Annotated in this window: 22 protein-coding genes; all 22 read left to right on the top strand. The window is 40.5% G+C overall.

Annotation, left to right across the window (positions count from 1 at the left end; genetic code table 11):
• Positions 1 to 29: 29 nt before the first annotated feature.
• The 22 genes from ACHCNF_RS01180 to hypF all read left to right on the top strand — a co-directional run bounded on the left by ACHCNF_RS01180 (position 30) and on the right by hypF (position 20,014).
• The gene (locus tag ACHCNF_RS01180; protein ID WP_022760146.1) at positions 30 to 509 is read left to right on the top strand and encodes a chemotaxis protein CheW; all 480 of its coding nucleotides are present in this window, start codon (positions 30 to 32) and stop codon (positions 507 to 509) included.
• A gap of 23 nt (positions 510 to 532) precedes the next feature.
• Positions 533 to 1,171 (top strand): chemotaxis protein CheC, encoded by a 639-nt coding sequence (locus ACHCNF_RS01185; protein ID WP_408070976.1) that lies wholly within the window; start codon positions 533 to 535, stop codon positions 1,169 to 1,171.
• A 12-nt stretch (positions 1,172 to 1,183) separates the two neighbouring features.
• Positions 1,184 to 1,669 carry a chemotaxis protein CheD gene (locus ACHCNF_RS01190; RefSeq protein WP_408070977.1) on the top strand — a complete coding sequence of 162 codons (486 nt, stop codon included), beginning with the start codon at positions 1,184 to 1,186 and terminating at the stop codon, positions 1,667 to 1,669.
• Entirely contained in the window at positions 1,666 to 2,244 is a 579-nt protein-coding gene (locus ACHCNF_RS01195; RefSeq protein ID WP_408070978.1) for a hypothetical protein, read from the top strand. Before ACHCNF_RS01190 ends, ACHCNF_RS01195 begins: the two co-directional genes overlap by 4 nt.
• Before the next feature lie 16 nt (positions 2,245 to 2,260).
• Positions 2,261 to 3,034 (top strand): FliA/WhiG family RNA polymerase sigma factor, encoded by a 774-nt coding sequence (locus tag ACHCNF_RS01200; RefSeq protein WP_026509943.1) that lies wholly within the window; start codon positions 2,261 to 2,263, stop codon positions 3,032 to 3,034.
• A gap of 20 nt (positions 3,035 to 3,054) precedes the next feature.
• Positions 3,055 to 4,638, top strand: coding sequence for a FapA family protein (locus ACHCNF_RS01205; protein ID WP_408070979.1), 1,584 nt, complete (start codon positions 3,055 to 3,057; stop codon positions 4,636 to 4,638).
• A 69-nt stretch (positions 4,639 to 4,707) separates the two neighbouring features.
• A complete protein-coding gene (locus ACHCNF_RS01210) occupies positions 4,708 to 5,067 on the top strand; it encodes a hypothetical protein (RefSeq protein ID WP_408070980.1) in 360 nt (119 codons plus the stop codon).
• Positions 5,068 to 5,135: 68 nt separating this feature from the next.
• Positions 5,136 to 6,386, top strand: a complete 1,251-nt coding sequence (locus ACHCNF_RS01215; protein ID WP_408070981.1) for a DUF6115 domain-containing protein — start codon at positions 5,136 to 5,138, stop codon at positions 6,384 to 6,386.
• Positions 6,387 to 6,414: 28 nt separating this feature from the next.
• On the top strand, positions 6,415 to 7,332 hold the full coding sequence (locus tag ACHCNF_RS01220; protein ID WP_408070982.1) for a hypothetical protein: 918 nt from the start codon (positions 6,415 to 6,417) through the stop codon (positions 7,330 to 7,332).
• Positions 7,333 to 7,555: 223 nt separating this feature from the next.
• Entirely contained in the window at positions 7,556 to 8,302 is a 747-nt protein-coding gene (rpsB, locus tag ACHCNF_RS01225; protein WP_408070983.1) for a 30S ribosomal protein S2, read from the top strand.
• A 46-nt stretch (positions 8,303 to 8,348) separates the two neighbouring features.
• A complete protein-coding gene (gene tsf / locus ACHCNF_RS01230) occupies positions 8,349 to 9,299 on the top strand; it encodes a translation elongation factor Ts (RefSeq protein WP_408070984.1) in 951 nt (316 codons plus the stop codon).
• Between the two features lie 138 nt (positions 9,300 to 9,437).
• Positions 9,438 to 10,202 carry a septum site-determining protein MinC gene (gene minC / locus ACHCNF_RS01235; protein ID WP_408070985.1) on the top strand — a complete coding sequence of 255 codons (765 nt, stop codon included), beginning with the start codon at positions 9,438 to 9,440 and terminating at the stop codon, positions 10,200 to 10,202.
• 50 nt (positions 10,203 to 10,252) lie between these two features.
• Positions 10,253 to 11,041 carry a septum site-determining protein MinD gene (minD, locus tag ACHCNF_RS01240; RefSeq protein ID WP_408070986.1) on the top strand — a complete coding sequence of 263 codons (789 nt, stop codon included), beginning with the start codon at positions 10,253 to 10,255 and terminating at the stop codon, positions 11,039 to 11,041.
• A 15-nt stretch (positions 11,042 to 11,056) separates the two neighbouring features.
• Positions 11,057 to 11,344 carry a cell division topological specificity factor MinE gene (gene minE / locus ACHCNF_RS01245; protein WP_408070987.1) on the top strand — a complete coding sequence of 96 codons (288 nt, stop codon included), beginning with the start codon at positions 11,057 to 11,059 and terminating at the stop codon, positions 11,342 to 11,344.
• Between the two features lie 187 nt (positions 11,345 to 11,531).
• On the top strand, positions 11,532 to 11,969 hold the full coding sequence (locus tag ACHCNF_RS01250; RefSeq protein ID WP_408070988.1) for a MarR family winged helix-turn-helix transcriptional regulator: 438 nt from the start codon (positions 11,532 to 11,534) through the stop codon (positions 11,967 to 11,969).
• A gap of 144 nt (positions 11,970 to 12,113) precedes the next feature.
• Positions 12,114 to 14,051, top strand: coding sequence for an NADH-quinone oxidoreductase subunit 5 family protein (locus ACHCNF_RS01255; RefSeq protein WP_408070989.1), 1,938 nt, complete (start codon positions 12,114 to 12,116; stop codon positions 14,049 to 14,051).
• Complete coding sequence (locus ACHCNF_RS01260; RefSeq protein ID WP_408070990.1) at positions 14,051 to 14,923, top strand: respiratory chain complex I subunit 1 family protein; 873 nt, start codon at positions 14,051 to 14,053, stop codon at positions 14,921 to 14,923. Before ACHCNF_RS01255 ends, ACHCNF_RS01260 begins: the two co-directional genes overlap by 1 nt.
• An 11-nt stretch (positions 14,924 to 14,934) precedes the next feature.
• Positions 14,935 to 15,612 carry an NADH-quinone oxidoreductase subunit B family protein gene (locus tag ACHCNF_RS01265; protein ID WP_408070991.1) on the top strand — a complete coding sequence of 226 codons (678 nt, stop codon included), beginning with the start codon at positions 14,935 to 14,937 and terminating at the stop codon, positions 15,610 to 15,612.
• Positions 15,612 to 15,944 carry an NADH-quinone oxidoreductase subunit C gene (locus ACHCNF_RS01270; protein ID WP_408070992.1) on the top strand — a complete coding sequence of 111 codons (333 nt, stop codon included), beginning with the start codon at positions 15,612 to 15,614 and terminating at the stop codon, positions 15,942 to 15,944. Before ACHCNF_RS01265 ends, ACHCNF_RS01270 begins: the two co-directional genes overlap by 1 nt.
• 60 nt (positions 15,945 to 16,004) lie before the next feature.
• Positions 16,005 to 17,090 (top strand): hydrogenase large subunit, encoded by a 1,086-nt coding sequence (locus ACHCNF_RS01275; protein ID WP_408070993.1) that lies wholly within the window; start codon positions 16,005 to 16,007, stop codon positions 17,088 to 17,090.
• A gap of 25 nt (positions 17,091 to 17,115) precedes the next feature.
• Positions 17,116 to 17,640: a 4Fe-4S dicluster domain-containing protein gene (locus tag ACHCNF_RS01280; protein WP_408070994.1), complete on the top strand. Its 525-nt coding sequence runs from the start codon at positions 17,116 to 17,118 to the stop codon at positions 17,638 to 17,640.
• Position 17,641: 1 nt separating this feature from the next.
• Positions 17,642 to 20,014, top strand: coding sequence for a carbamoyltransferase HypF (gene hypF, locus ACHCNF_RS01285; protein WP_408070995.1), 2,373 nt, complete (start codon positions 17,642 to 17,644; stop codon positions 20,012 to 20,014).
• The last annotated feature ends 18 nt before the right edge of the window (positions 20,015 to 20,032 follow it).

Here is a 20,032-nt window from a genome sequence, read left to right on the forward strand (position 1 = left end):
AGTGACTATTCTTATGAAAGGATAAAATTATGAATGAATTAAGAGATACTCAGGATGTCGGCGAACTGATCCAATATATCATCATCAGACTCGGCGACGAACAATATGGAATAGATATAAAATATATTGATAATATTGTGCGCATGCAGCAGATAACACGTGTTCCTCAGGTTGCTCATTATCTTAAGGGTGTTATCAATATCCGTGGTGTCATAGTTCCTGTTATGAGCTTGAGACTTAAAATGGATATGGAACCCGATGAGATTACGGATAAGAGCCGAATCATTATTCTTAAGGCAGAAGAGGATACTCTGATCGGAATTATTGTAGACCAGGTTAATCAGGTTCTTACTCTTGGAAGTAAGAGTATTGAAAAGGTTACATATAGCGCAGATAAAGGTAAAAAGCTTAACAGCTTCATAAGTGGTGTTGGAAAATATGAAGGCGGTCTTGTTTCTATTCTTGACCTCGGAATGGTAGAAATGGAAGATGACAAGGCTAAAGCATAAAAGTATTTGAAGGAGGAACCCCTTTGAGTGAGATGAGTTTGGAAAACCTGTCCAGCCAGTATTATGATGTTTTGAAAGAGCTGGGAAATATTGGGGCAGGTAATGCAACTACAGCACTGGCGCAGATGCTTGGCACAAAGGTTGATATGTCTGTACCACAGGTTAAGCTTCTGGATTTTAAGGATGTCGGTGACCTGATGGGTGGTGCTGAACAGATAATGACCGGTATTTACCTTGCAGTTGAGGGTGATATCAACGGTAGCATTATGTTCCTTTTGGGAATGAAGGCTGCAAGACATCTGGTTAACATGCTTATGGGAATTACCGATAAGGATGAAAATGTACCTTTTGATGATACAGAGCTTTCGGCAATTAAAGAAGTCGGGAATATTATTACAGGTTCATACCTTAATTCTCTTTCAATGATGACTAATCTTAAGCTTTTACCTTCGGTACCATTTTTGGCAATCGATATGGCAGGGGCAATACTTTCAGTACCTGCGATTGAGTTTGGTATGATGGGCGATAAGATTCTTCTTATAGAAACCAGCTTTTTTGATACTGAGGTACTTAGTGGTTATTTCATATTATTACCAGATGTAGATGGCTACAGTAAGATATTGACTTCCCTTGGAATGGGCGATATTAGCATTAATGGATAAGGAGCTGAGTGAATGAGTCAAATAATCAAGGTTGGTATGGCCGATCTTAATATTTGCGTCAGTCCTGACGGAATCACGACACTTGGACTTGGCTCCTGTGTTGGGATTGCTGTAAGGGATCCGGTCACAAAAATTGGCGGACTTGCGCATATAATGCTGCCTGATTCTAAAGAAATCAAGAACAATTCCAATATCCCAAAATTTGCGGATACAGGAATAGACGAGCTGATTAAGCAAGTTGTCGGCAAAGGCGCAAACAGGTCCAGACTTGTTGCGAAAATTGCCGGCGGCGCCCAGATGTTCGCTTTTAATTCTGCCAATGCTACCATGAGGGTAGGAGAAAGAAATGTCGCAGCTACGATAAAAAAGTTAAAGGAACTGGGTATTCCTATTTTGGCACAGGATACCGGAGATTCTTATGGACGTACTGTTATTTTCTACCCTGAAAATGGTGACTTTGTGATACGAGCAGTTGGAAAACCGGAAAAGACGATATGAGCGATGATGTAAACGGCGAAAAAGTTGAACCCACAGCAGCAAAAGCAGATGCTCCGGAAGGTAATGTTCCTGAAGGGGTTTCTGAAGGGACCGCTGAAGAAAATAAAGTCGAAGAGAAAAAAGAAAAGAAAACACACATGGAGACAAGAGTTGTTACCGAATCTCCTAAGATCAGGTTGATTACCGCTTTCGTTATGCTGTCAGGAAGTGGATTTGTGGCAATATATACACTTTTGCAGCATTACGAAATCGGTGCCTGGATCAAAACTCTTTTTCTTTCGTTGGTAATTTTTTTTATAGTGGGTAGATTATTTGAGCTTTTGGTGAATCATTTTGACACTCTTAACAAAAATACAGAGGATGCCATTAAAGCTCAGGAAGATGCCATAGCGCAAAGAGAAGCTGATGAGCGGGCAGCTGCTGAGGCTGCAGCTGAGGCTGAAAGGCTTGCTGCTGAAGAGGCTGCAAATAATGCGCTTGAGGCTGAGGATGAAGAAAACAATATTCCAAATGAATACAATTCATTTGGGGAAAGCGATGATTTCGATATAGGTACCGACTTATCGGAATTTTGATAGGGATTATTAGCTTATGGATGAGGCAGGAAGAAGTAAGCTTTGGAATGAATATCATAAAAATAAGGCTCCTGAACTCAGAGAGAAGCTGATCTTGGAGTATGCCCCGCTTGTTAAGCTTGTGGCGGGTCGACTTTCTATGTATCTTGGCTTTAATGTTGAGTATGATGATCTTGTTGGATATGGCATTTTTGGCCTTATTGATGCGATCGATAAATTTGATCTTATGAAGGATGTCAAATTTGAGACCTACGCCAGCGTGAGGATCAGAGGAGCTATTCTTGACCAGATTAGGAAGATGGATTGGATTCCCAGGACCATCAGGCAGAAGCAGAAAAAAATAGAGGCTGCAATTCACGAAATCGAAAAGGAACAGGGGCATCCTGCGACTGACACAGAAATAGCGTCAAAGCTTGGTATTTCTGATGACGAATATGTGAATTGGCAGAATCAGATGAAGGTTACAGGCGTGGTTTCCCTTAATGAATTTATGGAACAGGGAAGTGATGTACCTGAAGACACAAATAATCTGGCTTCAAGCTTTGAGAAGCCTGAAGAAGCAATTGAAAAAGAAGAACTTAAAAAGATGCTCGCAGAGAGTCTTGCGCTTCTTACTGACAAAGAGAAAAAAGTTATACTTTTGTATTATTATGAAGAATTGACTTTGAAAGAAATAAGTAATGTATTAGAGGTTTCGGAATCAAGAGTTTCACAGCTACATACCAGAGCACTTCAAAAAATGAGAGAGAAACTCGGAAAATATATGGGTATACTCACGCAACTGGGATGATGGCAACATGGAGGGGATGAATGAACGGTTACTTTCAGTTAATCACTATGCCCACCGCTACAGGAATCAAGATTTTTCCTCCCACTTTGGAAGGGGAGTCTTTGAATTATGATGATGTAAAAGAGTATCTTGAGGAAAGATCAATCAGCTACAGACCGGCAGTTTTAAACGAGGCTGTTACGGAAGCCACAGGGGAAATTGTAGTTTTGAACGATAATTCGACTTTCCCTGAGAGAGAAAGCTATAGACTTACTATTTCTCGCGACCGTATGCAGGCCTCGGCATTTTTTTATGCTCCTTCGGAAGGTGCAGAAAATATGACTCCAAAGGAGTTTTTGGAGGATCTGGCATATAGAAACATAACTTATGGAATAGATACTGAGGCTATTTCTGAGTTTTTTAAGTCAAGAGAGTATTGCAAGGAAATTGTTATTGCAAGAGGAACGAAGACCAGAGAAGGCTGTAATGCAAGGATAGACTATCAGTTTAAGGCTGATCTGCACGCCAAGCCTGCGATGCATGAAGATGGCAGCGTGGACTATTTCAACCTTAATATTATTAATCATGTGAAAAAAGGTGCTGAACTTGCTATTCTCACACCCGAAGATCCGGGAGATCCCGGACAGAATATATATGGTGAGATTTTAAATCCACACCCGGTAAAAACACTTAAAATTGCTGCAGGTAAAAACACATATCTCTCTGCGGACGGACTTGTTTTGTTTTCAGATGCGGATGGACATGTTACCCTAAAAGATGGAAAGGTTACTGTCAGCAATGTTATTCAGTTTGAAAATATCGGAGTGTCAACAGGTAATATTAACTATGATGGAAGCGTTGAAGTAAAAGGAACGGTAGCTTCAGGCTTTTCAATAAAGGCAGGAGCTAACATAGTTGTTAAGGGTGTAGTTGAGGGGGCAAATCTTAATGCCGGTAATGATATTATCCTTGAACGCGGAATAAACGGAATGGGGAAGGGTGAGATCAAGGCCGGAGGCAATATAGTGACGAAATTTATTGAAAATGCCAAAGCAACTGCAAAAGGAAGCATTACAAGTGAAAGTATTCTTCACTCAAATGTTGCAGCAGGCACAGAGATTACCGTGTCCGGAAAAAAAGGTTTTATTGCAGGTGGCAGGGTAACAGCAACAGATAAGATTGTTGCAAAGGACCTTGGTAGTGATATGGGCGCAACTACTATTATAGAAGTAGGTGCGGATCCCAATTTGAAAATTAGATTAAGGGAACTTCAGAAAGCTGTTGGTGAATCAACAAAAAAGCTTGAAAACATCAAGCCGACTGTTGAGTCCATAACAAAGAGACTAAGGAGTGGCAAGGCACTTTCTCCTGAACTTACAAGACAGGCACAACAGCTTATTACAATGAACAAGGTTCTGAGTTCCCAAATTGAAAAGAATTCCAAGGAGATGGCTGAATTACAGCAAAAGCTTGCTGATTCAAAAGATGCATATGTTGTCGTAGAAGGTACGGCGTACCCGGGCATTACAATACACATAGCTGATCAGCAGATGACTCTAAAGACGGAATCAACTTATTGCAGATTTGAGCTTCGCGATGGTGTTGTTAAGACTGGGCCCATCTAAGCTGTACATTCTTTTTCTCCGATATAATAAGTGAGAACTGTTTAAAATATCGGTAGAAGGGAGGAAATTATGTCGATTAGCAGAATTGATTTTCAGGGGGCTGTAGCAAGGACAAACGATTTTTCCCAAATCAAGCAGAATGAAGATAACAAGGTATTTACAGATCAAAATGCATTTCAGACAGAATTCAACAAGGAGGTTGACCAGAAAGCAAATTCTGTTACGAAAAAAGAAAACGTAGATCAGCAGCAACAGGAAAAACATGACGCAAAAGAAAAAGGCAAAAACGAATATTACGGAAATGGTGGGAAAAACAGAAATCAGTACAAATCTCCGGAGGAACTTGAAAAACTCACGGAGACGCTGATAGGTGCTGATGGAAAGCCCTTGGATATGCATATTTCCTCAGGGTTTGACTTCAAAATATGAACACTTTATAATATACTAGATAGTGTATTTTCGGTGGGAGGAGATACAAAAACTAGAGTGGGGATGTTATGATAAGTGTTACGGAGATAATTTTGATCGCTGCCGGAATCCTGGCGGTTATAATAGGGTATCTGATTCCGAACGGTTCAGGTTCTTCTGATTTTGACTTTGATGGAGCAGATCAGAAGATTAATGACATGGTCTCAAAGGCTATCAGGAATTCTCAGGGGAAAATTGATGAGATGCTTGATGACTGCATGGAAGAAGCAATCAGTAAAGCTGAACGTGCAATGGACCGCGTTACCAATGAGAAAATGTCGGCTATCAGTGAGTATTCAGATACTGTCATGAATGATATCCATAAAAATCATGATGAAGTAGTTTTTATGTATGATATGCTTAATGACAAGCATAAGAACCTCAAGAATACTGTTTCTGAGGCTAATCGTGCTGCAAAGGAAGTAATGGAGGCTGAGTCCAAGCGTCAGGCTGAACTTGAGGCAGAAGCCAAGAGAAAGGCTAAAATTGAGGAAGAGGCTTTAAAGAAAGCTCAGATAGAGGAAGAAGAAAGAAAAAAGGCACAGCGTATTGCTGAGGCCAGAAGACTTGCGGAGCTTGAGGCAGAGGCGAAGAGAAAAGCCAAACTTGAAGAACAAGCCAAAAGGCAGGCCGAACTTGAAGAACAAGCCAGAAGACAGGCAGAACTTGAAGAACAGGCCAAAAGGCAGGCGGAGCTTGAGGCGGAGGCTAAGAGACAGGCAGAACCTGAGAGACAGGAGAAAAAACAGGTCACCCCGGAATTTTCCTCACTTGCTGATATTCTTGACAGGGCTGATGCTGCAGCAGCTGAGAAAACCAATAACAGGGTTATCAGACCTGAACAGACGCCGGTAATTGACAAGACAGATGTGTATATTCCTGATGAAGAAGAATCATTTGAATTACAGTCTAAGTATTGGCCAGATTCGGATGAAGATGATTTTCTTGAGGAAGTACCTGGCGAAACAATAGTGGATGATGTAGCAAACAATGTTGATGTGTCTGCTTATGAAAATGCTGTAACATCAACTGAAGAACAGACAGCTAAGGTTGTTTCCATTTCAGAAGCATCAAGGAAGAAAACAATCGCAGCCGAGGAGACTCCATCAGAGGAAGCAATATCTGCTCCTGCTTCAAGAAATCAGAGAATTCTTGAGATGCATAAAGCAGGAAAATCAGCTGTTGTGATCGCAAGGGAGTTGAGACTTGGTATCGGTGAGGTTAAGCTTGTAATTGACCTTGCGGGGAAACATAAGAAAAGCCGCACTTCTATAATGTAATTTACGGTTTTTGGGGGATACATAATTTATGAAGCTAAAATATTATTTACGTGGACTTGGCGTCGGAGTTGTCCTTACAGCCGTGATAATGGGAGTGGTTCTTGGGAGAAATAATTCACGGATAAGTGATGAAGAGGTTATAAAAAGAGCAAGACAGCTTGGCATGGTTGAAGAGGAGAGTACTTTATCCAGTTATTCAGATACTGTAAAAAATCCGGAGGTGGGTGATGATGCTGATGTCGATGCATCCGATCAGAAAGTGGATGAAACAGGAGAAAAAACATCTCAGGAAGTCAACGAAGGGGAGTCTCAAACAGGTGAATCAGTTCCTGAAGTGGATGAAAAAACGCAGAAAAATGAGGCACTTGGAGAAAACAGTGAAAGCGTTGAATCCGAAGAGGATGTTAAGCTCGCTTCGAATGATACCGCTGCGGCTGCTTCGACAGATGTTATCGGGACAGAAAAAGAACATGAAACAGGCGAAGAGAACAGTTCACCTGACCAAAAGAATCAGATAAAAGCTGAAGAAAAGGCAGCAATTGAGGATGCTTCAAGCAGCACTTCCGGTAATACGGATACTTCAAATGATTCTGAAACTTCAAATAATACTGTTGCTGCTAGTAATTCAGAGACAACGAATAATACTGTTGCCACAAGTAATACTGAGACTACAAGTAGTACTGATTCTGCAGATATGGCCAATACTTCTTCACAGGAAGCAACGCCCGTATCTTCTGATGTGAATTATGTTGTTGTTGTGCTTCCAAGCGGAAGCGAGTCGGATACATGTGCCAGAATACTCAGAGAGTCAGGCATTATTGAGGATGGTATAGCTTTTAATAAGTATCTTGTAAGTAGTGGACAGGACAGAAAAATCCGTTCAGGAACCAAACAAATACCCAAGGGAGCTTCTTTTGAAGAGATTGCTTCGATAATAACCAAATAATTGCTTGTCAAAAGCCCAAATTCATGGTATTCTAATGAAGCTGTGAGCGTTTTGGGCTTTTATTATGTCCTTTTTTAGGTCACAGTGTAGCAAATAAACACGTATATCCACTTTTCATCCGGTGTTCATTATGGATAGGATGATAGCTTTTCGGAGGAATTAACGCGCCTCCGGTCAAAAGAGCAAAGATATACGGAAGAATTAACCAAATGGAGGTAATAACATGAGCGTTGTATCAATGAAACAGTTACTTGAGGCAGGTGTACATTTTGGTCACCAGACAAGAAGATGGAACCCTAAGATGGCTCCTTACATCTTCACAGAGAGAAATGGTATCCACATCATCGATCTTCAGAAGTCAGTTGTAAAGGTTGACGAGGCTTATAAGGCAGTATTTGAGATCGCATCACAGGGTGGTACGGTTCTTTTTGTTGGTACAAAGAAGCAGGCACAGGATGCAGTTAAGTCTGAGGCTGAGCGTTGCGGAATGTACTATGTAAATGAGAGATGGCTTGGCGGTATGCTTACAAACTTCCGCACAATCCAGAGCAGAATTGAGCGTCTTAAGAAGCTTGAGAAGATGCAGGAGGATGGTACATTTGACGTTCTTCCCAAGAAGGAAGTTGCTCAGCTTAAGAAGGAATATGATAAGCTTAACAAGGTTCTCGGCGGTATCCGTGACATGAAGAGAATCCCTGATGCTATTTTTGTAGTAGATCCTAAGAAGGAAAGAATCTGCATCCAGGAAGCAGAGGCACTTGGAATCACACTTATCGGTATTGGTGATACAAACTGTGATCCTGACGAACTTGATTTCATCATCCCTGGTAACGATGATGCTATCCGTGCAGTAAAACTTCTTGTTGGCAAGATGGCAGATGCTGTTATCGAGGCTAATCAGGGTGCTGAGAATCTTACATCTGATGAGCAGGTTGCTGAAGAAGAAGCAGCTGAGGCTACAGAGGAATAATTTTAATTCAAAAGTTATAAATATTATAATCGGAGGATAATTACACATGGCTATTACAGCAGCAATGGTTAAAGAGTTACGTGAGTCTACCGGTGCAGGTATGATGGAGTGTAAGAAGGCTCTTACAGAGACCAACGGAGATATGGATGCAGCAGTAGAATTTCTTAGAAAGAATGGACAGGCTAAGGCTGAGAAGAAGGCTAGCAGAATTGCAGCTGAAGGTCTTACAAGAGTTGCTGTTAAGGATGACAAGACAGCTTCTGTAGTAGAGGTTAACTCAGAGACTGACTTCGTTGCTAAGAATGAGCAGTTCCAGAACTATGTTGAAGCAGTAGCAAAGCAGGCTGTTGAGTCTGACGCAAAGGATATGGACAGCTTCATGGCTGAGAAGTGGAATGCAGATACTTCTAAGACTGTTCAGGAAGCTCTTATTGAGATCACAGCTGTTATCAGCGAGAAGATCAGCATCCGTCGTTTTGAGAAGGTTGTAGCAACAAATGGTATTGTTGTTCCTTATGTTCACGGCGGCGGAAGAATTTCTGTTCTTGTTGAGGCAGATACAGATGTTGTTAATGATAACATCAAGGATGCTATAAAGAACATTGCTATGCAGATTGCTGCTCTTTATCCTAAGTATGTTGATATGAACGATGTTTCTGAAGAGTTCAGAAATCATGAGAGAGAAATCCTTCTTGCTCAGGCTCTTAAAGAGAACGAGGAGCTTCCTGAAGGAAAGAGAAAGCCTCAGCAGATTATCGAGAAGATGCTTGAGGGACGTCTCCAGAAGGAACTTAAAGAAATCTGCCTCAATCAGCAGGTTTATGTTAAGGCTGAAGACGGCAAGCAGACTGTTGCTCAGTATGTTGCGCAGGTTGCTAAGGAGAACGGAGCAAACCTTTCAATCAAGCGTTTCGTTCGTTTCGAGACTGGTGAAGGCATTGAGAAGAGAGAAGAGAACTTCGCAGAAGAAGTTGCTAAGCAGGCAGGAATGCAGTAATTCCTATCTTATTTCTTACTAAAGAATGAGAAATTCATCGGTGGATTTCTATAAGATTAATTATGATCGCCCTTGCCGTATAAAGCGGCAGGGGCTTTTGTAAATAAGCTATTAGTTTTGTTGGAGGAAGCTTAACAGATGGGATTGGTAGGTCTTAAAGGGACTGCTAATGGAATTATCCTTGAATTAGATCCGAAAGCTTCATTTGACCTCCTTATAACAGAGGTTGCGGGTAAGTTTCGGGAATCACGCTCGTTTCTGGGTAAGGCCTCTATGGGGATGATAATCAGAGGCAGAAATCTATATGATAAAGAGGAGAATGAAATCCTCAAGGCTATTTCTGATAATTGTGATATTAATGTTACCTGTGTTCTTAGGGAAGATCCTGTGACCGATAGGATTTTTGCTAGTTATGTAAAAAAACCTGAGGCTTCTTCTAATGAAGAAATACAGGAAAATTTGTGCAATGATGAAGAAGTGATTACAGAAGAAAATATTCAGGCTGCCAGAGATCAGGCTGTAATCTATACAGGAAGCCTGAGATCAGGGCAATCTGTGAAATACAATAAAAGTGTTATTGTGCTAGGAGATATTAAACCGGGTGCATCAATAACATCTGATGGAAGCATTTTTGTAATGGGAGCCTTTCGAGGTAGCGCGTTTGCCGGTGCTTCCGGAGATGACACTGCTTTTGTTATGGCTTTGGATTTTGATCCATTGCAGGTGAGAATAGCCAATACAATAGCTATTTCACCTGATTCTGATGAAGGACCTAAGATAAAGACCAGAAAGTTTATTAAAACTCAAAATAACAAATCAACTGAAGTAGCATATATTTTGAATGGACATATTGTAAAAGATGTTTACGGCGCTGCTTTTTTGCGCGATAATCGTTTTGTATAGAAAATAAATTGATAATATGTTTTTCTATAAAAAATTAAACGGAGGATGGAATGGGAGAAGTAATAGTGGTAACTTCCGGCAAAGGCGGAGTCGGAAAAACAACAACTACAGCCAACATAGGTACTGGACTTGCTAAATTAAATAAAAAAGTTGTCCTTATTGATACTGATATTGGACTTAGAAACCTTGATGTAGTCATGGGACTTGAGAACCGAATTGTCTACAATCTTGTAGATGTAGTTGAGGGTAGCTGTAAGGTAAAGCAGGCAATGATAAGGGATAAGCGTTTTGATTCACTTTTCCTTCTTCCTGCAGCACAGACCAAGGATAAAACCAGTGTAACACCGGATCAGATGAAAAAGCTTGCAGATGAGCTCAAGCAGGAGTTTGATTATGTAATCATGGATTGTCCTGCCGGAATAGAACAGGGATTCAAAAATGCCATAGCAGGTGCTGAGAGAGCAATAGTGGTTACAACACCTGAAGTATCGGCTGTCCGTGATGCTGATAGAATTATCGGATTGCTTGAAGCAAATGAAATAGGCAAGACACAGCTTATAGTTAACAGGCTCCGTCCTGATATGGTTAAACGCGGTGATATGATGAGCGCAGAGGATGTTATTGACATTCTTGCAGTTGAACTTCTCGGAGTCGTACCGGATGATGAGAATATAGTAGTTGCAACCAATAATGGTGAACCTCTTGCCGGTGATAGTTCACTTGCAGGACAGGCATATATGAATATTTGTCGCAGAATTCTTGGCGAATCTGTTCCTTTTCTCAATCTTGAGGACAAAAAGGGCTTTTTTGCAGCTATCGCAAACGTTTTTCGTAGGTGATAAGGGGGGGATTCCATGAAACTGACTGATATTTTTAAGAAAAAGTCCTCAAGCCAGGCGGCTAAGGATCGTTTAAAGCTTGTTCTTGTTTCAGACAGACAAAGCTGCAATCCTGAAATCATGGAGAGAATAAAGAATGATATCCTGGATGTACTGTCAAAGTATGTTGAAGTTGATCAGGCAGGCCTGGATATTAAATTCACTCAGATGGATACAGAGGGTACTGATGCTGATAGCAAGAGCGTTCCGGCTCTGTATGCGAATATACCGATTCGCAATATGAAACATACGGTTAAAGATTAAGAAGAATTGGTAAAAGGATGACCTTTAGGGTGCATCCTTTTATGTTGCAAACGTTCTTTTAAATTTTGATTATATTTTTATTAAAGCAATTGAAATAAACATATTTTATGTTATTATACATAATATAGTATTATTGTGTACAATCAAATATATTATGTGCATATTTAACAACAATCAGGAGGAAAAAATGGGTACAGATAACTATGATTCTTTAAAATTGGAAAATCAGCTTTGCTTCCCGCTTTATGCATGTTCAAAGGAGATAATCAGAGCTTATAAACCTTTTTTAGACAAGGTTGATCTCACATATACTCAGTATATTACCATGATGGTATTATGGGAAAAGAAGGAGATGAATGTAAAGACTCTTGGAGAGTATTTATATCTTGATTCGGGAACGCTGACTCCTGTGCTGAAGAAGCTTGAGAGCAAGGGGTACCTTAAAAGAACAAGGTCAAAGTCTGATGAGAGAAATCTTCTTGTATCCATTACAAAAGAAGGAGAAGCGCTTAAAGAGCAGGCTAAGGAGATTCCGGGTAAGATCGGGAGCTGTGTAAAACTATCAGAACATGATGCCAAAGAGCTCTATAGACTTCTTTATATGATAATAGAAAACGTGCGATAAAATTTTTATGAATTTTATTGTCTTTTTTCTAACATTTTTTATGAAAAATACAACGTTTTGTGGTAGTATATCTAAGGCGTGTTTTGTGCGTGTTTACAATTATTTCGCCAAATAAATTATTATCCTGAAAGGGGTGGAGATTCCTTGACTATTTCAATTCTTAAAGCAGTGAGTTTCCTTATACTTTTTCCTTTTGTAATTGCAGTTCTCATGTTCTGCATAAGGAATTCATCACTACTGCGCAATTTCGTTGCAATCGTAGGAGGCTTCAGTGTTATGGCTACCGCCATTATGGTAGGCATCAGAGTTCTTTCCATGAAGGGAACTACTCATAATACATATCTTACTGCGACTGCTCCGCACGACCATATTATTATGGGAGGAGAAATCCTTCTTATGTGTGTCGTAATTTTCCTGAGTATTAAGTATAAAAAGTATTATGCTATACTTTTATCCATGCTTGGCACAATTCCTGTTCTTGCTATGGATCTCTCAGGCTATGCTGTTGAAGGCTATGCTCATATCCGAGTTGATTTCCTTTCTGCAGTTATGATCCTCATCGTTGGCATTGTAGGTATCCTTATCTGCATTTATGCTGTTGGCTACATGAAGGATTACCACAATCATCATACTGATGTTGAGGACAGATCAAACTATTTCCTTGCACTATTATTTGTGTTTATAGGTGCTATGTTTGGTCTTATTGTTTCTGATAATCTCGGATGGATTTATTTCTTCTGGGAAATCACAAGTGTTTGCTCATTCCTTCTTATTGGGTACACCAGAACAGAAGAGGCTGTAAACAACAGCTTCAGAGCACTTTGGATGAACCTTCTTGGAGGATGTGGTTTTGCAGCTGCTCTTCTTATCAGCAATCTTAAGCTCGGTATTGCTAACCTTAGCCAGCTTACAGCTATTATTCCGAGACAGAACATGTTTGTAATGGTACCTGTTACACTGATCGCTTTTGCAGCACTTACCAAGAGCGCACAGTTCCCGTTCTCAAGATGGCTTCTTGGAGCGATGGTTGCACCTACTCCCAGTAGTGCACTTCTTCACTCAGCTACCATGGTTAAGATCGGTGTGTACATGCTGATCAGACTTTCACCTATGCTTAACGGAACCTTTACAGGTGTAATGATCACTGTTATCGGTGGATTTACATTCTTTGCAGCATCACTTCTTGCAATTACTGTTAGTGATGGTAAAAAGGTTCTTGCTTATTCTACAATTTCAAACCTCGGACTTATCACAGCCTGCGCAGGCACAGGAACAACAGAGGGTGTATGGGCAGCTACAATGCTTATTCTTTTCCATGCTGTTTCTAAGTCACTTCTGTTCCAGACGGTTGGTGATATCGAGAACTGCATGCATAGCCGTGATGTAGAAGATATGCATGGCCTTATTATCAAGCTTCCCAAGCTTGCATTTATCATGATCATTGGTATCTGTGGCATGTTCATGGCTCCTTTTGGAATGCTTGTATCAAAGTGGGCAGCACTTAAATCATTTGTTGATTCTAATTCAGTATGGCTTGTTCTTTTCCTTGTATTTGGTTCAGGATCTACGCTTTTCTATTGGGCAAAATGGCTTGGAAAGATTTGTACTGTAATTCATCAGTCTTATGAGCTTGAAGACATCACTCCCAAGAGCGAGATGATCTCACTTGTACCGCTTACATGCATGATAATTGTTATGTGCTTTGCATTCCCCAAGATGTCAGACATTATGGTTCAGCCCATACTTAATGAGGCTTTCCACAAGAATATCCCGAACGTTATCGGTGGTTCTGATGTGATCATTATGATGATAATGGTAGCTATGATATTTGCTATTCCGATTGGAAGCAGAATTCTTGCTATTGGTAAGAAGAGCAAGATGACTATGTCATACGTTGCCGGTGTTAATGCCGGTGATGACCGTCATTATATCGATTCATTTGGCAAGGAGAGAGCCCTCTACATGTCAAACTGGTATATGACAGATTATTTTGGTGAGGACAAGCTTCTTGCACCCAGTATTGTGATCTCTGCAATTATTGTGATCGTAATGCTGATTATAGTATGCGGAGGTGCTTTCTAATGGCAATGACAATCACTATTAAGGTAGTACTTTATATTTTACTTGCTCCGATCCTCGGAGGACTTATGGAAGGCATCGACCGTGTTGTTTCTGCACGTATGCAGAGAAGACAGGGACCGCCGCTTCTCCAGCCTTTTTATGATGTTTATAAGCTTCTTGCAAAGCAGACGACTGTTGTTAACAGTATTCAGGTTCTGTTTGTGATTGCTTATACGATATTTACAATATTTACAGGTGCACTTTTCTTTGGCGGCGGTGATATGCTACTTGTATTCTTCGCTCTGTCCATGTCAGAGGTTATGATGGTACTTGCTGCTTATTCTACAAACGGACCTTACAGTGCACTTGGTGCTAACCGTGAACTTTTGCAGATGATGTGCTATGAGCCCATGATCCTTCTTGTTGCCATTGGCTTTTATGAGGCAAACGGAAGCTTTATGGTTAATGACCTTATTCAGGCTGAAATGCCGGCTATCTGCAAGATTCCGGGTATGCTTATTGGATTTTTGTTCATACTTACAATTAAGTTCAGAAAATCTCCTTTTGACATGAGTACATCTCATCACGCACACCAGGAAATGGTAAAGGGGCTTACATCAGATATTTCAGGTACCAACCTTGCTTTCTATGAGATAGCAGAGTGGTACGATGAGGTTCTCATGATGGGTATTGTTGCTATGTTCTTCATCTATAAGAACCCCATAAGTATTGTCTGGGCTCTTATTGCATGTGTGATTTTCTATCTTATGGAGACGCTTATTGATAATGTATTTCCCCGTGTTAAATACATGGCAATGCTTGTTTCTAGCTGGGTCGTTATACTGGTAACAGCAGGAACAAATCTTCTTATCTTAAGCGTAATAGGTAAATAAAAGGAGAGACTATGAAAATTTCAAAATCACCCTGGGTATTACATTATGATGGATCCAGTTGCAACGGATGTGATATTGAGGTTCTTGCAACTATGACTCCTCTTTATGATGTAGAAAGATTCGGAATTATAAATACAGGTAACCCCAAGCATGCAGATATACTGCTCCTTACAGGTGGTATCAATGCTCAGACAGCGCCTGTAGTCAGACAGCTCTATAATCAGATGCCTGACCCGAAGGTTGTTATTGCCTGCGGTATCTGCTCATGTGACGGTGGTATTTTCAAGGAGTGCTATAACATTTTAGGCGGTTCCGATAAGGTTGTTCCGGTTGATGTTTATGTTCCCGGATGTGCAGTAAGACCAGAAGCGCTTATAGATGGTGTTGTTAAGGCTCTTGCAATTCTTGAGGAAAAGAGAGTTAAGGTTAAAGAATCAATGAAGCAAGGATATTGCACAGTTGATTATAGTAAGATTGCTGTCCGTATGAAAGCAGAGGACTATGATCCTGCCAATCAGTATGATGCAGTTCTTACAGAGGAAGCTCTTCGTGAGCAGGCAGAGGCAAAGATTGCTCAGACTGCAAAGCCGGCACCGAAACCGGCAGCTCCTGCTCAGAACGCAGCAAATAAGCCTGCTGCAGCTGCTAATCAGGCAGCACCTAAAAAAGATGAAGGAGGAAACGCCTGATGAATATGGATTTGAAGATTGTTAAGGCGGAAGAAATCATCGACGAAGCTCAGAAGCTCAAATTCGATGGCTATCATCTTATGCAGCAGTGTGCTACAAGAACCGCTGAAGGCTACGAACTTGTATACAGCTTTGGCAAAGCTCTTGAGGTTTGCCAGGTTAAGATTATTCTTGCTGAAGATCAGCCGATAAACAGTATAAGTCATGTATTCCCTTGCGCTTTTCTTTATGAAAACGAGATGCATGATCTATTCGGAATAGATATTCAGATGATCAGTCTTGACTATAAGGGATCATTCTATAGAACAGCTATAGAGACACCTTTTAAGTAATCATTAGGTTTACTTTGTTATAAGTTTAAGATTTTAACGTAAATAGAAAGAGGAGATTCTATGTCAACTAGAAGTGTTATTCCTTTTGGCCCTCAGCATCCGGTTCTTCCGGAACCCATACATCTTGACCTGGTATTAGAGGACGAGAAGGTTGTTCAGGCTATTCCTTCCATCGGTTTTATTCACCGTGGTTTGGAGAAACTTGTAGATAAAAAAGATTTCCATGAAATGGTTTATGTAGCAGAGCGTATTTGCGGTATATGCTCTTTAGGTCACGGACTTGGTTACTGTGACGCTGTTGAGCACATCATGGATCTTGAAGTACCTGACAGAGCAAAGTACTTAAGAACAATGCTCTCAGAGCTTTCAAGAATGCATTCTCATATGCTTTGGCTTGGTTTGCTTGCTGATGCATTTGGATTTGAGTCACTTTACATGGAATGTTGGAGAATCCGCGAAGAGATTCTTGACATGTTCGAAATTGCTACAGGCGGACGAGTTATCTTTTCAATTATGAAGGTGGGCGGATTAAGACGCGATATTCCTGATGATATGCTTAGAGATTTTCGTCAGAGACTTGATAGCATAAAGGAAGGCCTTGATATTGTAGCTAAGCCTTTCATCGATGACGTTGCTGTTAAGAACCGTCTTGTAGATGTCGGCATTCTTACACCTGAGAAGGCAGACTTGCTCGGAACAGCTGGTCCTTTCCTTCGTGCAAGCGGCATCGCAAGAGATATACGTCAGACAGGCTATTGTGCATATGGAGAAATTGATTTTGAGCCTATCATCAGCACTGGTTGCGATTCATATGCGCGTACAGAAGTACGTATTAAGGAGCTTTATCAGGCGATTGATATCATGCGTCAGTGTATTGATAAGATGCCTGCAGGTCCTGTAGATATACCTGTAAAGCCTAACCAGTTCCCTAATGGTGAATATATGGCTAGAATTGAGCAGCCCAGAGGTGAGGCTCTCTACTATGTAAAGGCTAATGGAAGCAAGTTCCTCGATCGTATGAGAGTTAGAACTCCCACATTTGCTAATATTCCTGCACTTGTTGATGTTCTTGCCGGCTGCGATCTTGCAGATGTACCGATTCTTGTTCTGACTATTGATCCTTGTATCAGTTGTACTGAACGCTAACGCTAATGAAAGAAGGTAGGAAGATTTGAGTCTTATAAATTTTAATACACAAGTAATTAAAAACCTTTTCTCAAAACCTGCGACTCGTAAGTATCCTTTCGAGCCAAAGAATTATCCGGAGCGCACACGCGGTCATGTACAGAATGATATGGACGTATGTGTACTTTGCGGACTTTGCTCTATAAAGTGTCCTACACATGCTATTACTGTAGATAAGACTGAAAAAACATGGTCAATCAGACCTATGAGTTGTATTCAGTGCAGATGTTGTGTAGATAATTGTCCTAAGAAATGTCTTTCAATGGATACACATTTCACAGAGCCCGGATCTGAGAAGGTTACAAAGACCTTTAAGCAATCTGAAAAGGCAATAGCCGCACAGGAAGCTCTTATGAAGGCAGCAAAAGAGCGTGCAGCAGCCGCTGCGGCAGCAAAAGCAGCAGCTGCAGGAAACGCAGCTAATGCAAATGCTGTACAGCCAAAGACAGCTCCTACAGGAGTTGAGAAGGCTGCCGCTGCAGCAAATGCTCCTGAGAAAAAGGACGAATAAAATGAATGCACTTATCCGCGTTACAGGAGCTGTACAGGGAATTGGGTACAGACCATTTGTAGCTGAGCTTGCAACTAAATATGAGCTCAAGGGAGAAGTGAAGAATCTTGGTGGTATTGTAGAGATAATTGTTTTGGGAGATGAGGAAAATATAAGTTCTTTTTATGGAGAACTTAAAAAGTCCTCACCATCCGGAAGCATCGTAATAAATGTATCTTTGGAATATCTTAAAGAAAACGAACCGGAAGGGCTGATAGGCTATTCCGGTTTTCGTATTGTAGAGAGCAGTGATAATTTCGAGAAATCATATCTACCTGTATTTCCGCCGGATATCGCTATATGCGACAAATGCCTGGAGGAAATGCATGATGAACAGAACAGACGATTTGGATACCCTCTTATAAGTTGTGCCTCCTGTGGCCCAAGATTCAGCATTTTAAGAAAACTTCCCTATGACAGAAAGACGACCACGATGGACGTCTATTGTTTGTGCCCTGAGTGTAACAATGAGTATCAAAAGGGCAGGCGGCGTCATGCACAAACCATATCCTGTCATAGCTGTGGGCCTCAGCTGATTTTTGATGCATTTGATAGTGAAGGCAAGGATTTATCAGATACAGCAATAAGTGAAGGCCATGATCTATCGGATACAGTAATTATTGATAAAGCAGCACGAATAATCCAAAATGGCGGAATAATAGGAATAAAGGGCATAGGTGGTTATCAACTTGCTGCGGATCCTTACAACTATGAAGCTGTTAAGAAACTAAGAGAGATAAAGGGAAGAGAACAGAAACCCTTTGCTGTTATGTTCAGCTCAGTGTCTGAAATAAAAAGACTATGCAAGGTATCAGAAAAAGAAGAAGAGTTTCTTTTATCTTCTGCAAAACCTATTGTTTTACTGGATAAGAAGAACTGTGATTTTTCTGAAAACGTTTGTGGGAATTCAGGTCAGATAGGTGCCTTTTTACCTTCAAGCGGATTGCATGTGCTTCTTACTGAGAAAACAGGACCACTTATTGTAACAAGCGGCAATATATCAGGAGAACCCATGATTATTGCTGATGACATTTTTAGAGACAGATTTTCAGATAAAATCGATGGCGTTATATGGTATAAGAGGGACATATTGAGACCTCTGGATGATTCTGTTATCCAAATGTATAAAGACTCTGAAGGGAATGATGAACCAAGATTTATAAGAAGAGCAAGAGGATATGTTCCCCTTCCGCTTTTCCTGAATAATACATTGTATGATGGTATATTATTTGAAGCATACGGAGCAGATCTTAAAAATACTTTTTCCATAGGCTATGGAGACAGAATTATTACAAGCCAGTTCCTCGGGGATATGGAAGACTACAAAACAGTAAAGCTTCAAAAAAATGAGCTTAAGGAATTTTGTGAAATTTTCAGAGTGGATAATCTGGAAGCAAAGAGCAAACTAATTATCTGCGATAAACATCCGGGATACCATACAACAGAGCTGGCAGATTCTGCATATAAAGCCGCTGAAACTGTTAAAACGAGACTGATAACTATCCAGCATCATCATGCGCATATAGGCTCTGTGATGGCGGAACATGGCTTGAAGAACTGCATAGGCGTAGCCTTTGACGGCACGGGCTATGGCACTGATAAAACAATCTGGGGAAGTGAATTCCTTGTCTGCAATGAAGTGAATTTCTTACGCGAAGGACATTTAAAGCCTATTAGAATTGTAGGGCAGGATGAAGGAATGAAAAATGCAGCGATTTCTGCTGTATGCTATTTACTTGATTCAGGTCTTGAAATTCCCCGGGGAATTATGGATGACTCAGAGCTAACATTGATAAGGGCAGCACTTGCTAATAATATAAATGCATACCCAAATTCCGGAATGGGAAGACTATTTGATGCAGTAAGCTGCATTTTGGGAATATGTTCATATAACTCCTATGAAGGAGAATGTGCGGTGAGATTGCAGAATGCTGCCGAAAAATATTCAGATATGAATGTTTTTTCAGACAACGATGCTATAATTTTACCTATTAAGATCAGTGATGAAGATAATGTTATGGATGTTACTGATATGCTTAAGGAATTGCTTTCTTTACGAGATGAGGAAAGCAGAGAACTTCTGGCTTATTCATTTCATAAAGCTATAGCAGAAGCTGTAAAAAGAATAGCTATAAATATCAGAAGCAGGCATAAAATATCTGATATTTGTCTGTCAGGCGGTGTGTTTGCCAACAGATTATTGCTTTATCTGTGTGATAAAATGCTTAAAGAAGAAGGTTTTGTGGTATACTATAACCGCATTTTACCAACAAATGATGGAGGAATAAGTGCAGGTCAGGTATACCTGGCGAATTTAATGATAGAAAATAGTTAGAAGTATATAAATGCCATT

It is taken from the genome of Butyrivibrio sp. NATIVEDY162, assembly GCF_045999815.1.
Classification (GTDB): Bacteria; Bacillota; Clostridia; order Lachnospirales; family Lachnospiraceae; genus Butyrivibrio.

Bases quoted from the DNA above. Each gene is read 5' to 3' on its own strand.
- ACHCNF_RS01180 (WP_022760146.1), top strand. From the start codon at position 30: ATGAATGAATTAAGAGATACTCAGGATGTCGGCGAACTGATCCAATAT.
- ACHCNF_RS01190 (WP_408070977.1), top strand. From the start codon at position 1,184: ATGAGTCAAATAATCAAGGTTGGTATGGCCGATCTTAATATTTGCGTC.
- ACHCNF_RS01195 (WP_408070978.1), top strand. From the start codon at position 1,666: ATGAGCGATGATGTAAACGGCGAAAAAGTTGAACCCACAGCAGCAAAA.
- ACHCNF_RS01200 (WP_026509943.1), top strand. From the start codon at position 2,261: ATGGATGAGGCAGGAAGAAGTAAGCTTTGGAATGAATATCATAAAAAT.
- ACHCNF_RS01205 (WP_408070979.1), top strand. From the start codon at position 3,055: ATGAACGGTTACTTTCAGTTAATCACTATGCCCACCGCTACAGGAATC.
- ACHCNF_RS01210 (WP_408070980.1), top strand. From the start codon at position 4,708: ATGTCGATTAGCAGAATTGATTTTCAGGGGGCTGTAGCAAGGACAAAC.
- ACHCNF_RS01215 (WP_408070981.1), top strand. From the start codon at position 5,136: ATGATAAGTGTTACGGAGATAATTTTGATCGCTGCCGGAATCCTGGCG.
- ACHCNF_RS01220 (WP_408070982.1), top strand. From the start codon at position 6,415: ATGAAGCTAAAATATTATTTACGTGGACTTGGCGTCGGAGTTGTCCTT.
- rpsB (WP_408070983.1), top strand. From the start codon at position 7,556: ATGAGCGTTGTATCAATGAAACAGTTACTTGAGGCAGGTGTACATTTT.
- tsf (WP_408070984.1), top strand. From the start codon at position 8,349: ATGGCTATTACAGCAGCAATGGTTAAAGAGTTACGTGAGTCTACCGGT.
- minC (WP_408070985.1), top strand. From the start codon at position 9,438: ATGGGATTGGTAGGTCTTAAAGGGACTGCTAATGGAATTATCCTTGAA.
- minD (WP_408070986.1), top strand. From the start codon at position 10,253: ATGGGAGAAGTAATAGTGGTAACTTCCGGCAAAGGCGGAGTCGGAAAA.
- minE (WP_408070987.1), top strand. From the start codon at position 11,057: ATGAAACTGACTGATATTTTTAAGAAAAAGTCCTCAAGCCAGGCGGCT.
- ACHCNF_RS01250 (WP_408070988.1), top strand. From the start codon at position 11,532: ATGGGTACAGATAACTATGATTCTTTAAAATTGGAAAATCAGCTTTGC.
- ACHCNF_RS01260 (WP_408070990.1), top strand. From the start codon at position 14,051: ATGGCAATGACAATCACTATTAAGGTAGTACTTTATATTTTACTTGCT.
- ACHCNF_RS01265 (WP_408070991.1), top strand. From the start codon at position 14,935: ATGAAAATTTCAAAATCACCCTGGGTATTACATTATGATGGATCCAGT.
- ACHCNF_RS01270 (WP_408070992.1), top strand. From the start codon at position 15,612: ATGAATATGGATTTGAAGATTGTTAAGGCGGAAGAAATCATCGACGAA.
- ACHCNF_RS01275 (WP_408070993.1), top strand. From the start codon at position 16,005: ATGTCAACTAGAAGTGTTATTCCTTTTGGCCCTCAGCATCCGGTTCTT.
- hypF (WP_408070995.1), top strand. From the start codon at position 17,642: ATGAATGCACTTATCCGCGTTACAGGAGCTGTACAGGGAATTGGGTAC.